General features: G+C 42.3%; 10 protein-coding genes. 8 read left to right on the top strand and 2 right to left on the bottom strand.

Features of this window, described 5'->3' with window-relative positions; translation table 11 throughout:
• The first annotated feature begins 599 nt into the window (after positions 1-599).
• The 5 genes from QI63_RS02510 to QI63_RS02535 all read left to right on the top strand — a co-directional run bounded on the left by QI63_RS02510 (position 600) and on the right by QI63_RS02535 (position 5,327).
• Positions 600-1,019, top strand: a complete 420-nt coding sequence (locus QI63_RS02510; RefSeq protein WP_044013597.1) for a hypothetical protein — start codon at positions 600-602, stop codon at positions 1,017-1,019.
• Positions 1,020-1,241: 222 nt separating this feature from the next.
• Positions 1,242-2,198, top strand: a complete 957-nt coding sequence (locus tag QI63_RS02520; protein ID WP_144389650.1) for an NADase-type glycan-binding domain-containing protein — start codon at positions 1,242-1,244, stop codon at positions 2,196-2,198.
• An 85-nt stretch (positions 2,199-2,283) separates the two neighbouring features.
• Positions 2,284-2,913: an Hcp family type VI secretion system effector gene (locus tag QI63_RS02525; RefSeq protein ID WP_144389696.1), complete on the top strand. Its 630-nt coding sequence runs from the start codon at positions 2,284-2,286 to the stop codon at positions 2,911-2,913.
• Between the two features lie 134 nt (positions 2,914-3,047).
• Complete coding sequence (locus QI63_RS02530; RefSeq protein ID WP_044013605.1) at positions 3,048-4,397, top strand: acetate kinase; 1,350 nt, start codon at positions 3,048-3,050, stop codon at positions 4,395-4,397.
• A 381-nt stretch (positions 4,398-4,778) separates the two neighbouring features.
• Complete coding sequence (locus QI63_RS02535; RefSeq protein ID WP_044013607.1) at positions 4,779-5,327, top strand: GNAT family N-acetyltransferase; 549 nt, start codon at positions 4,779-4,781, stop codon at positions 5,325-5,327.
• 71 nt (positions 5,328-5,398) lie between these two features.
• Here QI63_RS02535 and pflA read toward each other — a convergent pair whose 3' ends face one another.
• Together pflA and pflB are read right to left on the bottom strand one after the other, a co-directional pair.
• Complete coding sequence (gene pflA, locus QI63_RS02540; RefSeq protein ID WP_044013609.1) at positions 5,399-6,139, bottom strand: pyruvate formate-lyase-activating protein; 741 nt, start codon at positions 6,137-6,139, stop codon at positions 5,399-5,401.
• A gap of 518 nt (positions 6,140-6,657) precedes the next feature.
• Complete coding sequence (gene pflB, locus QI63_RS02545; protein WP_044013611.1) at positions 6,658-8,898, bottom strand: formate C-acetyltransferase; 2,241 nt, start codon at positions 8,896-8,898, stop codon at positions 6,658-6,660.
• A 311-nt stretch (positions 8,899-9,209) separates the two neighbouring features.
• Here pflB and serS point away from each other — a divergent pair, with 311 nt between their 5' ends.
• The 3 genes from serS to QI63_RS02560 all read left to right on the top strand — a co-directional run bounded on the left by serS (position 9,210) and on the right by QI63_RS02560 (position 14,102).
• Positions 9,210-10,484 (top strand): serine--tRNA ligase, encoded by a 1,275-nt coding sequence (gene serS / locus QI63_RS02550; protein WP_044013613.1) that lies wholly within the window; start codon positions 9,210-9,212, stop codon positions 10,482-10,484.
• Between the two features lie 79 nt (positions 10,485-10,563).
• Positions 10,564-10,962, top strand: a complete 399-nt coding sequence (gene secG / locus QI63_RS02555; protein ID WP_044013615.1) for a preprotein translocase subunit SecG — start codon at positions 10,564-10,566, stop codon at positions 10,960-10,962.
• Positions 10,963-11,084: 122 nt separating this feature from the next.
• On the top strand, positions 11,085-14,102 hold the full coding sequence (locus QI63_RS02560) for a ligand-binding sensor domain-containing protein (protein ID WP_044013618.1): 3,018 nt from the start codon (positions 11,085-11,087) through the stop codon (positions 14,100-14,102).
• Positions 14,103-14,118 lie beyond the last annotated feature (16 nt).

Raw genomic sequence — 14,118 nt, forward strand, 5'->3', positions numbered from 1 at the left:
CGCTGTAATGGGATAATAGATGAGAAAAATCTTTTTTAGCAAGTTTTAGTTGCTGAACATAAGCCGAACTTTAAGATTCAGTTTAAAAAGCTTTTTCACATCACATACTCACCGATTTTTATAAAATATTTTGTGTTGACAAATCGATAAAATAGTATGTATAGTATAGATGTATATAATATGTAAATGGGATGAAAATAAAACTCTGAAACTATAAGGTTAGGTCGACAAGCCAATCACTTGCGGAAAATTTATAGGAGTTCTTAAATGAAAAGGAATACATTTGTTGTGCTACTAGTCTGTCTATTGACAATATCAGTAGCAGTTGGATTTGCAAGTTGTGAAGTAAAAGAAGAACCCTGTCTGCAATGCCGTGGAACTGGAAAATGCTCACACTGCGATGGGACTAGACAAGATTACGATACGCATTATTATAATCATAATTGTGTTGCGTGTAAAGGTTCTGGAAAGTGTCATAGATGTAAAGGAACCGGAATATATAAATATTAGAGATATTTATTTTGACACGAATTTTTTTAACGCTGCTATTTTAGGCAATGTATTATTTATGTCTTTATTACACAATATAGGAACTGATAATGAAGTTAACAGAAAGTTTAAGAAACGATTTTATAGCTTCTCTGAATAGATTATCCAATTCAATAAATAAGATTATTGATGAAGAATATTATGATTACTTTCAAATATCTGAAATCCATAGAACGTATATAGAATATTGTAAAGCCTTAAAATCAGTTGAGCTTTTTTCAGATATTCCCGTGAATTTTGATATAAAATTACCAAAGTTATTTATAAAATTAAATTGGGTAGGAAAAGCCACTATAACAGATTATTTTTTATTTGGAAAATATACACAAAGGAATTATCGATTCGAAAAAAAAGCAAAGGCAATGCTTGAAGATATAAAAATAAATCTGCAATTAATATATGTCTATCTGAAAAATAACAATGTAATTCAAAACCAAAATAACAGTTATATCAATGAATTAAGGGGATAAAATAATGAGAAAAAATATTATTATTTCTATTATATATCTTTGTTTCTTTTCATTTGCATATGCTTCCGAATCTTATGAAAAAGAATATATAAATAAGCCTGTAAATAATAATACCCAGTATACCGGGCGGGTAAAAATAACTCAGGGAAATAAACAATATCATAATATCTGGGAAATAAAATCAAATTCCGTAAAATGTAAAAATCAAACAACCATTATTAAATGTACCGAAAAACGAAAGTATATACCGATTTTAAAAACACTCAGAAAGATGATTATACACAATACCTTATACATCCTAATTGCGAATTTCTTGCAAGCGGAAAAGTTGATGGTCAATGGGTCTATATAAAACTTTTAGAAGGAGACTGGCGGTGGATTTCGGTAAATAACATACAGTTTATCACAGGTTCACTAAAAGAATTACCTGAGTTGAAATTTCAAAAATCTTATAGCGATGAATTTACGACTATCGTATTTTATGAAAATGCTATTCATATATGTGCGACAGATGATTTTGATACGGATGTATTAAATAATAACATAAGCGGACTTTTTCCTTTAAAGAAAGATGTAGAATATCAATTAGATTATATCAACTTTAATAATAAAAAATATCTAATGCTTGCAAATGATAATCTTATATCATTAATAAATGATTATAACAAAGAAATTTACTATGGCGTTGATGGAATCAGCGTACTAAGAAAGGAATTATTTGGATTTTCTATGCCACATATTTTTTCCGCCTCCAGTGAGTTAAAAGAAAAGAACACTTTATATTCTGCAAAAAATCTTGATAATCAAGATGGCAATGCGCCTTGGGTTGAAGCTGTAAAGGGAGACGGAATCGGTGAGTATATACATATACAGTACGATCAGATTCAGGCGCTTATTATTTCAAATGGATATGTACATTTTAATAAACCGGATCTTTATGAAAATAATAATCGTGTTAAACTTTTTGATGTCTATAATCAGGATGGCAAAAAAATTCAAGAAATTGAACTTAAAGATACGCCGAATCCTCAGATTTTTAAAATTGCAGAAAAATGTCAGTCTATAAAACTGGTAATTAAAGAAGTTTATAAAGGAACCAAATGGGAGGACACCTGTATAAATTACATTAAGATTATTCCTGATTTTTGTTCTTTAGATGGATTTATTTTAAATAATTAAAATACCGGATTCATTTATGATTAACAGAAAGTCTTGGCAAAAAATGAAAAAGATTTTACGAATATGCATAATAGGGGTATCGATCATGAGTTTATTTTCTTGCTTTAACAGTAGAAATAAAGAAGAAGTATTTTGGACTTGGTTTAAGAAAAATTCATCGCGGTTGTTTCATTTTGAAAATGAACAAGAAGAAATATTTAATGAGCTTGCTTTTCAGCTTGGAAAAATAAATCAAGACTTAACTTTTGAATTTGGTCCTATACAAAACGGTAAAAGAGAATTTATAATAAGTGCCGGCGGAATAAAAGCTTCATTTCCGGCGGTTGAAAAACTATACTCGGCAAAACCGGAGATCGCTGAATGGGAGTTTATTAAATTCCGACCCCGACGTGATACAATACATACAGTTCAATTCCATGAAAAGAAGATTGAGCCGAAAGAAATCAGATTCCTTTTATTTAATGATGATGAAAAAGATAAAATTGGAATATTACTTTTTCTGAATGGATATAATGAATCCGAAAGCACAATTTATTATCAAATTGCATATCTATTTCTAGATCACATAATCGGTGAGTATGATGTTGAAACTTATATAGGTTCAATAGAGATACAAGGTTTTGACAGTAAATATTTCAATCAATCTATTCAAATCGATAATCTTGCTATGATGTTTGATGGGGAGAAGATAAAATTACAGCCCACCTCACCATAAGATAGAATAGCTCTTACTTTTTGACATTTCTCCGATTTCGCTATATACTGAAAGCTCATGAATGATAGAGGCTCTTTAAAGAAAGAAAGTCTATCGATATTCTATACTTATTATCAATAAACAGGAGTTTTTTCATGGTTATTTTGACATTGAACTGCGGCAGTTCTTCGGTAAAGTATCAGGTGTATGATTGGGACAACAAAAGTGTCCTTGCATCGGGTGTTGTAGAACGGGTAACTCAGCCCGGCAGCGTTATTACCCACGAGGCAAAGGGAAAAGACAAGTATGTGCTGGAAAGCCCCTGTCCCACCCATACCCATGCGGTTGAACTCATTATCAAGACCCTAACGGATTCGTCCGTAGGTGTTATCACCGACATGAATGTGATTAAGGCTGTCGGCCACCGCGTAACCCACGGCGGAGATAAATTTATCAAGTCGGTTATCGTAACCCCCGAAATCATCAACACATTCCGCGAAGTGCAGGATTTAGGACCGCTGCACAATCCCGCCAATATTATGGGTATCGAAGCTGCTCAGAAAGTACTGCCGAATGTTCCGCACTGTGCGGTTATCGACACGGCGTGGCATCAGACGATGCCCGAAACAAGCTTTATGTACGCCATTCCCCACGAATGGTACGAAAAATATTCCGCCCGCCGTTACGGCTTCCACGGCACCAGCTTTCTCTACACGGCAAAGCGAGCTGCCGTCATCCTCGGGAAAAAGCCGGAGGATACCAATATCGTCATCGCGCATATCGGGAACGGCGCTTCGATGTGCTGCGTCAAGCAGGGCAAGTGCTTCGATACCTCGATGGGACTGACCCCATTGGAAGGCTTGGTCATGGGTACCCGATCCGGCGACTGCGATCCCGCCCTTCCCTTCTATATTATGCGGAAAACCGGCATGACACCGGCGGAAATGGATACTGCCTTGAACAAAAAATCAGGACTTTTCGGCGTTACCGGACAATATGTTGACCGCCGCGATGTTTCTAAGGCGATGGAAGAAGGCGATAAACGGGCACGGCTTGCCTTTAATATGGAAGTATATCGCTTGCAAAAATACTTCGGCGCCTATATCGCCGCGCTTGGTCAAAAACCGGATGCAATTGTCTTCACCGCCGGCGTTGGAGAATTCGGCTTCGACACCCGGCTCGCCGTCTGCGAAGGCTTAACTCACCTCGGTATCAAGATTGACCCCAAGAAGAATGCACTTGCCCGTACCCGCAACGCGGAAACCTGCATCAGCGCTGATGACTCGCCGGTAAAGATATTCGTTATCCCCACCGACGAAGAACTCGTTATGACGGAAGACGCATATGCATTGATGAAGGGAACCTACGACGTGCATACCAAGTTCACCTATTCATTCCAGTCGCCCGACTATGTCAACAAAGCTCGCGCGGAAGGCCTAAAAAAAGACCTCGAAAAGAAACCGGAACTTGCAAACATCGTCGTAAAGATTCCCGGCGCACGGTAAAAATAGACATCCTTGTCCATGTTTAACTACAAGTTCATTGGGCAAACACGCTATTGATTAGAACTACCGGCTGCCATCGTGATTTTGCATAGCCAGCGCTTTTGCAAATAATCTCTCCGTCAGCCTTTTGAAATAGACGGTGTAGATACAAGGCGCGAGCAATTTTTATTCGTGCGGAGGGTTTAATGCCCCGATGCTTTGCGTCGGGGTTATTGATTTCAGAAAAAGCCAACCGCATCAGACAAGTAAATAAACAGCGCAAAATAAGTGAGGCTAGGCGACCATTTGAGCCGCAATGCGGCGAAATTCTGGTTGAATAGCCTCACTTATTTTGCGGGGATACACACAGCAGCCTGATACGGTTGGCTTTTGGAGATTTGTATGTACATAAAAAAATTGATAGGCACTCAATGCTATCTTTCGCCACTCAATATCGAAGATGCCGAACAATATACCGTTTGGCTGAACGATATGGAAGTGACCGAAAATCTGCAATTAGTTTCATCGATTATTCCTGTCGATGGAGAAAGGGAGCTTCTAAAAAAACTCGCTCAAGATCACAATTACGGTATCATCGACAAAAAGACTAATGAGCTGATCGGCAATGTCGGCTTTATCGACATCAATCACCTTCACCGGACGGCGGAAATCGGTATCTTCATCGGCAATAAGAGCTATTGGGGTAAGGGATACGGGCGAGAAGCACTGTCGCTGCTGCTGGATTACGCTTTTAAAAAGCTTAACCTGCATAATATTCTGTTACGAGTATATGACTTTAATCGGCGTGCCGTTGCCTGCTACGAAAAGGTCGGCTTTAAAAAAATCGGAGAAATCCGCGACGGTTTAATCCGAAATATGGAATACCACAATATCATCCTGATGGATATTCTACCCGCAGATTTTTACGAAACAAATCCTCAGTATAAGTAAGCGGTTTTCAGTATGTGCTTCCGTTTTCATGCAAAGACGAGCCGTTTCATTTGTATAAGCAGAGCGCCGCGCTATTTCTCTGCCGCACCCGATGTAAGCGGTAAACCGCGGTCAAGAAAAATCTGCTTTGCAACTGCATACTCTTCAGCCGAAAGCGGCGGCACGCCTTCCAGCGGATAGACCTTGCCGAGTTCTTTCCATTTAAATACACCGAGTGTGTGGTAGGCAAGAAGATCAACTTTTTCCACATTCGGCAGCGGCTTAATAAAGTCGGCTAGCTTTTCTAATAGCGCTGTATTATATGTAATGCCCGGTACAATCACATGCCGCAGCCACACCGGTTTATTAATAGAAGTAAGATAATCCAAAAAGGCTAAAACACGGGAAAGCGGCGCTCCGGTCAGCTCCTGATGCTGCTCTTCATCAATCGATTTTATATCGAGCAGAACAAGATCGGTGTACTCCAAAGCCGCCTTTACTTTATCGTTTAGAAAATAGCCGGATGTATCCACCGCCGTATGCAGTGAATCTTTTTTGCACAGTTCAAAGAGATTTTTTACATATTCAGGCTGTCCGAGCGGCTCCCCGCCGGTTACCGTAACACCGCCTGCAAAAAGGTAGTAGTGCTTGTACCGTCTGATCCGCTCAAACGTCTCCTCAGCAGTATCCAGAATACGAGCATCCTTTCGCTCCCACGTATCGCAATTATGACAATACTTGCAGCGCATCGGACACCCTTGCAGAAATACCACAAACCGCAATCCCGGCCCATCTACCGTCCCAAATGTTTCATACGAATGAATATATGCCATAGAAACTGTTGTATAAAATCCTTTTGCCGTAAGCCTGTTGAACAGTGTACTTCCGTGTACACTGTTCAACGACAAGTTTTTCTAGCGAAAAACTTGCTGCTATTTAGAACCACGCCCATCCTTGGGCGTTCTGATACGTTGCGCATTTATTGCAGAAGCGGCACGGATGCCGCTCGTATTAACCAGCAGCGATGTTTCGGCTTTGCCGAAATTCGCCATTAAAAGTGTACACGGATGTACACTTTTAATGATACGACGCAGTAGATGCTCCCCTATCCGTAAGCCTTTTGAAATAGACGATGCAGATGCTAGGAGCGTACAAAAAACACCCGCAGGCCTACTTGTTGTACGTCGAGGACTGTTTTTTGTTAAGCGACAACGCAGATGCCCCCTATCCGTAAGCCTTTTGAAATAGACGATGCAGATACAAGGAATACGGTAAAAAAGTACCGCAGGCGTATCTTTGATACGTTGAGGACACTTTTTTACCGTATGACGCCGTAGATGCGTCGTATATTTCAAAAGGACTGGTTGATGGTACGCGAAAGCACATCCAACTGCTGCTCTCGCGTCAGCTTCACGAAGTTTACCGCATAACCGGAAACGCGGATGGTCAACTGCGGATATTTTTCGGGATTTTCCATTGCATCTTCCAACAGCGCCCTGTCGAACACGTTGACATTCAGGTGCTGTCCGCCTTCCGGAGTAAAGTAACCCCTCAGCAGATAGGTCAAATTATCTACACGGTTATTTGTTTCTTTACCCAACGCATTCGGCGCGATTGCAAAGGTGTACGAAATACCGTCACCGATATCTTCAAACGGCAGCTTGGCAACTGAAGCAAGCGAAGCAATCGCTCCGTTGGTGTCGCGCCCGTTCATCGGGTTTGCGCCCGGAGAGAACGGTTCATACGCACAGCGTCCGCACGGTGTTGCACCGGTTTTCTTTCCATATACGACGTTCGAGGTAATCGTCAATACCGACTGCGTTGCTTTTGCATGGCGGTAGGTTTCGTGGCGGCGCAGGTAGTTCATAAACTTACGTGCAACCATAACCGCAAGCTGATCCGTCGCATCATTGTCGTTACCGTAGGGAACATATTCGCCTTCACGTTTAAAATCAACCGCGAGCCCGTCCTCATTGCGGATAACCTTTACCTTGGTGTCGCGGATTGCTGCAAGCGAATCTGCAACAATTGCAAGGCCTGCAATACCGGTAGCCTGAATGCGTTCAACATCCGCATCGTGCAAGGCAAGCTCAAACGCTTCGTATGAATATTTGTCGTGCATATAGTGAATGATTTTCAGCGCATTCATATACACACCGGCAAGCCATTTCATCATCTGCTCGAACCGTTCCATCACCTCGTCATAGTCGAGATATTCCGATGTGATCGGGCTGAACATCGGTGCTACTTGTACGCCGGACTTTTCATCACGTCCACCGTTGATGGCATACAGCAAACACTTGGGCAGGTTTGCTCGTGCACCGAACAGCTGCATTTGCTTACCGATCTTCATCGGAGAAACACAACACGCGATACCGTAATCATCACCGAAGTCGGGGCGCATCAGATCATCATTTTCATATTGAATGGAAGAAGTCTGAATTGAAACCTTTGCACAGAATTTATTCCAATTTTCCGGCGCATGGTTAGACCACAGCACGGTCATGTTCGGTTCCGGAGCCGGGCCCAGGTTGTACAGTGTGTGCAGATAGCGGAACGAAGTTTTGGTAACAAGCGGACGTCCGTCAACGCCCATACCGCCGAGCGCTTCGGTAACCCACGTGGGGTCTCCGGAGAACAGCTCATTGTATTCCGGCGTGCGGAGGAAGCGGATAATGCGCAGCTTAATAATAAACTGATCGATAAGCTCTTGTGCTTCCATTTCGGTGAGCTTTCCTTCTGCGATATCCCGTTCGATAAAGATATCCAAGAACGTGGAGGTACGCCCAATCGACATGGCCGCTCCGTCTTGATCTTTTGTAGCGGCAAGGAATGCAAAGTATACCCACTGTACCGCCTCCCGCGCATTTTCAGCAGGACGCTTTACATCAAAGCCGTAGCTTTCGCACATCCGGACAAAGGCCTCCAGCGCTTTTATTTGGTCGCTGATTTCTTCGCGGTAGCGGATATCCGATTCGCTTAATTCATTTACATCAAGCTGCTGCATCGCTTCTTTGCGTTCCTGTATCAAGTTGTCAACGCCGTACAGTGCGACACGGCGGTAGTCTCCGATAATACGTCCCCGTCCGTAGGCATCGGGCAAACCGGTGATAATGCCCGACTTGCGCACTGCACGCATCTCATCGGTATAGACGGAAAAAACGCCGTCGTTATGCGTCTTCCGGTACTTGGTAAAGATTTCTTTGGTGAGCGGGTCAAGTTCATATCCGTAGGCTTTCAGCGCATTCTCGACAACGTGCCAACCACCCTTAACGTAGATACCGCGTTTGAGCGGAACATCCGTCTGCAAACCGACAATAACTTCATCATCTTTTAAGATGTACCCTGCACCGTAAGCATCGATCCCTTGAGGCTTTTTGGTTTCAGCGTCATATACGCCCCGTTTTGTCTCTTCTTTAAACATTTCCGTGAGTTTATTCCACACACGCAATGTTTTCTCCGTAGCAGGAGTCAAAAAGCCGTCATCTCCCGTATAGGGAGTATAGTTATTTTGGATGAAGTCGCGTACATCGATACCGGTGCGCCAACAATCACCCTTAAATGAAGAAAAATAGTCAGACCACTTATTCATGGTGTAACTCCTTATGTTGTGATATCCCTTACTTCAAACTATGAGTTTTGTTGCAAGGAGCTTACATATTAGAGAAAAAAATATATTAAAGCAAGCACTTTATAGCAAAAAATAATAAAACGCTTGCAAAAAGTACCGGAACTGCATAGAATACCGGAGTAACTTCAGCAGCCACAATAAGGCTGCCTCGTTATCCGTCGAGTTTCGGCAAAGCTGAAACATCGCTTATTAAACATGTGCGCTTTCCGCGCACTAATTCAACAGTTTCCAAAATGCACATTTTATTCAACTGTTGAATTTTAAGGAATGCTATGCTTGACTATCGATTTATCAAAAATAATTTGGAAGCGGTTAAACAAAATATTATTAACCGCGCTATGCATGCCGATGCAGAGGCTGCCGTCCGCCTCTTTGACGAACGGACTGAGATGGTAACTGCGCTGCAAGGGTTACAGGCAAAACGGAATGAAAACTCTCTTGCAATGAAGAAAGCAAAGGATGCTGCAGAGCGTAACGCGCTTATCGAAACCGGTAAGGCGATTAAAGCTGAAATTGCGGCTGCAGAAACAGCATTAAAAGAAAAAGAAGCGGCACTTGATGCTGCAATGATGCAGATTCCGAACATGGCGCACCCTGATGCTCCTGTCGGCAAAGAAGATACGGAAAACTGCGAAGTAAAACAGGTTGGTACCGTTCCTCAGTTTGATTTTGAGCCGAAAGACCATGTCCAGCTTGCGGAAGCACTCGATTTAATCGACTTTGATGCCGCAACAAAGGTTTCCGGCGTAAAATTCTACTATCTTAAAAATGAAGCGGTATTCCTGGAGCAAGCGCTGGTATTGTACGGTCTGAATATCCTTCGCAAACACGGCTTTACTCCGTTTATTACCCCGGATGTCGCAAAAGAAGAAATTCTCCGTGGTATCGGCTTTAATCCGCGCGGAAGCGAGTCAAATGTCTATACTATAGAAGATGAAGGCACCTGCCTTGTCGCCACGGCGGAAATTACCCTCGGCGGATATCACTCGGACGAAATACTTGAAAAAGCAAAGCTCCCGTTGATGTATTGCGGCCTTTCGCACTGCTTCCGGCGCGAAGCGGGAGCGGCAGGTCAGTTCTCTAAGGGACTGTACCGTGTGCATCAGTTCACCAAGTTGGAGATGTTCGTATACTGCACCCCCGAAGAATCCGATGCAATCCACGAAAAACTCCGCCTTATCGAAGAGGAAATCTTCACCGGTTTAGGCATTGCGTTCCGCGTTGTCGATACCTGCACCGGCGACCTCGGTGCTCCCGCCTACCGTAAATGGGACCTGGAAGCATGGATGCCCGGACGCAACGGCGGGGAATGGGGAGAAGTTACCTCTACCTCGAACTGTACCGACTATCAGGCACGCCGCCTCAATGTACGGTTTAAAGACGATGACGGAAAAAATAAATACGTGCACATGCTGAACGGTACGGCAATTGCCGTATCCCGCGCGCTTGTCGCTATTATCGAAAACTACCAGCAGAAGGACGGCAGTATCAAAATCCCTGAAGCGCTGGTTCCCTATTGCGGTTTTGATGTCATCAAAAAGAGATAAGGCTGTCAAAAATAATGCTTGCATAACCCTGTAAATATTTATATAATAGAGGGCAATTTACTAAATTTCTGGAGTATTTATGAGCGGAGTAAGTATCGCGTTATTGGTATTTTTCATTATAGTTGCATTTTTGATTGTCGGACTGGTATTATTACAGAATGAAGAAGGCGACAGCTTAGGTGGCCTTTTTTCAGGCGGATCGAATTCGGCGTTTGGTTCGCGTTCCGGTAACGTACTGACAAGAGCAACCTATACACTGATAACGCTCTTTTTTGTTGTTACGTTTTTCCTTGCATGGCTGAATAAAAGCCCCGGTGACTCCGGTTTGCAGCAGGATGCTCAAATTCAGCAAGCGGAAACGGCAACCGAATGGTGGAAAGAGACATCATCCGATGCTAATGGAGCCGGCAATACGGAGAATACCGAAACGGCGCCTCAATCTTCCGAGGAAACTGCTGCCGAAAATACATCTCATTAAGCAGTACCCTCGTATTTAATAACTGTTGCTTGAAATATGCATTCAAATAAGTTGCAGCGAGATGAATATATCGCTATTTCATTCTAGGATTATTCCTCTATAGAAGGGGTGTACGAGCAGGCATGAAATATTTTATTACATTCGTTAGCATACTTTTTTTAATGGCCGGTCTGGTATTTTGTACGGATTTAACACCGCTCTCATTTTATACCGAACCGGCTTTATTCCCCTTTAATGCAGTAGTAGGTATTGTAGAAGACAGTCATGAGTGTCTGTACTTTGCTACCCATTCGGGACTCATTAAATATAACGGAATTACCACCCAAAAATATGAGCATCTCCCTTTTGATAATACGACCATGCGTTCAAGTCAGATTCAAACCATGTATATGGACACTGATGATGTGCTGTGGCTCGGTACCTATAACGGATTAGAGCGTTTCGATATCAAAAGCGGCACGATCAATCATTTTCCTGTCAGCGATGATGTGATTACAGCGATTTTCCGCGATTCAAAACGGCACCTATGGGTAGGAACGATCAATGGATTATACTTTTGCCGTGACGGAAGCTGTAAAAACTTTATTCCTTTTAATAACCATCAATATAATTCTTTTATCGGGAACAATACCATCAGATCAATCAGCGAAGATTCCCGCGGCATCATCTACGCCTCAACGTATGACGGGGTATGGCAATACAATGAATCGGAAGGGTCTTTTGAACCGTGCAGTCTTATACCTGAAGGATGCCCCGGAAAAAACGGTGTTGTATACCACTTCATAGAAGATACCAACGGCGTATACTGGCTTTCCGTCTGGGGTGTAGGGCTTGTCCGTATTACGCCCGGCAAAAACAGTTATGAAGTATATTCGCTGCCGGATGCACGGATATATACGCTCTATAATAATTTTATCACCAATGAGTACATTGCCGCAGGAACGTGGGGCGGCGGTATATACATCATCAATAAAAGAACAAAGGAAGTCATTCCATATAAAGCCAATCCGAATATGGTGGGGTCTTTAACCAATAATGTCATATATTCATTCTTTATCAATAAATATAATATGTTGTTTGTCGGAACGGCGGATGCGCTAAACATAGCAGATTTAAGCCGCCAGTCGGGCGACATCGCAGTACCGCTCTATACCGAAACTGCCGGAAACAACAAGAAATTATCGCATCTTGATGACACTATTGCCTGTTTAGCCTCCAGTGATAACTGCATTTGGGCGGCTTCAAATAATATCCTTGTACGCTATAACTTTAATGAGCGTGAGCCGGAAGAGTTTCCGGTCACAATGGGGAAAAATGAGGTGAACGGCGCGATCATTTATTCCATCAGCGTTGTAAACGATACGAAAGCCTGGATCGGTACCAACAAAGGTTTATTTTTCTTTGATTCAACTACTGCTTCATTTACGCCTATTTCATTATATAACAACAGAATATCCGATACCTCAAGTTTTTTAGTACACTCTCTCTATCAAGATTCAGATGATACTCTCTGGATAGGCACGTATGGTGCAGGTCTTATCCATTTTTCCCCAGAAAACGGTATTCTAGAGCAGTATCGTCATTCCGATGCCCCGCGCTCGTTAAGTAACGACATTGTCTTTTTTATCAATCGGGACAGCCGCGGTACACTGTGGATTGGAACAAATAAAGGCTTATGCCGGTACATTCCCGAAACAGAGGATTTTACTTCATATTTATATAATGTAAATAAACCGACGGGAATTTCCTCCAACCGTGTCGATTCTTTTTGCGAAGATTTGGAGGGGACACTATGGTTTGGTACAAACGATGGCGGTATCTGCCGCTTTGACCCCAAAACAGAACTCTTCCATACCTATACAAAGGATGTCGGCCTCTCCTCCAATCAGATCATCGGCATAACCGATGCGGATGACGGCTTTTTATGGATAGCGGGACTCAAATATTTAAATTTATTCGATATAGCACACGAAACAGCCCAAGCATATAATATCGCCAACATACGCCAATATGGTTATTTTTCCTGCCCCCCTATCGCTTTAAAAAATAAAGGATTATTTTTCTTTGGTACCGATAAGGGAATATTAAAGATATCTCAAGAAAAGCTCTATGCCTTCCGGCTTCAATTTGTACCTATTAAAATACGGGCACTTACCGCAGACGGACAACCGGTTAATCTTTATACAAAAAAACAGCCGCTCACATTCGACTACAAAACCAATGATATTAAAATTTCATTTGCAGCGCCCTACTCTTCCCGGCACAAAAAGCCGGTTTACGCATATAAATTAACCGGTATTGATAAAGACTGGATCGTTTCATCAGACCGAAACTATGTACGATATACACACTTACCACCCGGATCGTATACGTTCTCAGTAAAAAATGCAGCCGAGGGGAAGAATATCGTACACGACAGTATCTCGTTCACGATACGGCAAAGTTTCCTTATCTCCCCCGTTATGATTTGGTTTTATATCGTAGTAGTCTCGATTATGGTTTTCTTAGCCTACAAAATCCATAAGCTCTATTGGTTGCAGCGGTATGCAGATCTGCTTGAAGAAAAACAGCTGGTATTGATACAAGACAACTTTACTCTTAAAGAGCTTTCCCTGCTCGATCACTTAACCGGAATAGGCAACCGTCGGTATATCGATATGCTCGGCTTAAAAATATGGCAAATGGCGATGGAGCATAAGACATCGATAGCAGTCATGATGTTCGATATCGACTTCTTTAAAAATTATAACGACCGCTTCGGTCATCAGGCAGGTGATGAACTGCTGCATTTAATCGGCGCTGATTTAAAAAAGCGCATTAGAACGGAAACAGACTTAATAGGTCGATACGGCGGTGAAGAATTTTTGATTGTAATGTATAATTTGCTTCCCGAAAAAGCGATGCATATTGCGGAAGGAATCCGAAAAACGATAGCAACAATGCATGAGCGGCACGCTAAAGAGATGGTAGGAGAAGCAACTATCAGTATCGGAGTTTTTGCAGGAGAACCTACCGAAAAAGACACCTTTGAACACATGATCCATAAAGCGGACTGTGCGCTCTACCGTGCAAAACAGACCGGAAGAAATAAAGTGGTATTTTACGACACAACAATGGAACAGCTAATCAGCTGTAACTAATGTACCGGTTAATTTT

Origin of the sequence: Treponema sp. OMZ 838 (assembly GCF_000775995.1) — a bacterium.
In the GTDB taxonomy this organism is placed as follows: Bacteria; Spirochaetota; Spirochaetia; order Treponematales; family Treponemataceae; genus Treponema.

What these genes read in the sequence shown, in the direction of transcription:
- pflB (WP_044013611.1), bottom strand. Translation starts at nt 8,898, where the DNA reads ATGAATAAGTGGTCTGACTATTTTTCTTCATTTAAGGGTGATTGTTGG.
- pflA (WP_044013609.1), bottom strand. Translation starts at nt 6,139, where the DNA reads ATGGCATATATTCATTCGTATGAAACATTTGGGACGGTAGATGGGCCG.
- QI63_RS02530 (WP_044013605.1), top strand. Translation starts at nt 3,048, where the DNA reads ATGGTTATTTTGACATTGAACTGCGGCAGTTCTTCGGTAAAGTATCAG.
- QI63_RS02535 (WP_044013607.1), top strand. Translation starts at nt 4,779, where the DNA reads ATGTACATAAAAAAATTGATAGGCACTCAATGCTATCTTTCGCCACTC.
- serS (WP_044013613.1), top strand. Translation starts at nt 9,210, where the DNA reads ATGCTTGACTATCGATTTATCAAAAATAATTTGGAAGCGGTTAAACAA.
- QI63_RS02525 (WP_144389696.1), top strand. Translation starts at nt 2,284, where the DNA reads ATGAGTTTATTTTCTTGCTTTAACAGTAGAAATAAAGAAGAAGTATTT.
- QI63_RS02560 (WP_044013618.1), top strand. Translation starts at nt 11,085, where the DNA reads ATGAAATATTTTATTACATTCGTTAGCATACTTTTTTTAATGGCCGGT.
- secG (WP_044013615.1), top strand. Translation starts at nt 10,564, where the DNA reads ATGAGCGGAGTAAGTATCGCGTTATTGGTATTTTTCATTATAGTTGCA.
- QI63_RS02510 (WP_044013597.1), top strand. Translation starts at nt 600, where the DNA reads ATGAAGTTAACAGAAAGTTTAAGAAACGATTTTATAGCTTCTCTGAAT.
- QI63_RS02520 (WP_144389650.1), top strand. Translation starts at nt 1,242, where the DNA reads ATGTACCGAAAAACGAAAGTATATACCGATTTTAAAAACACTCAGAAA.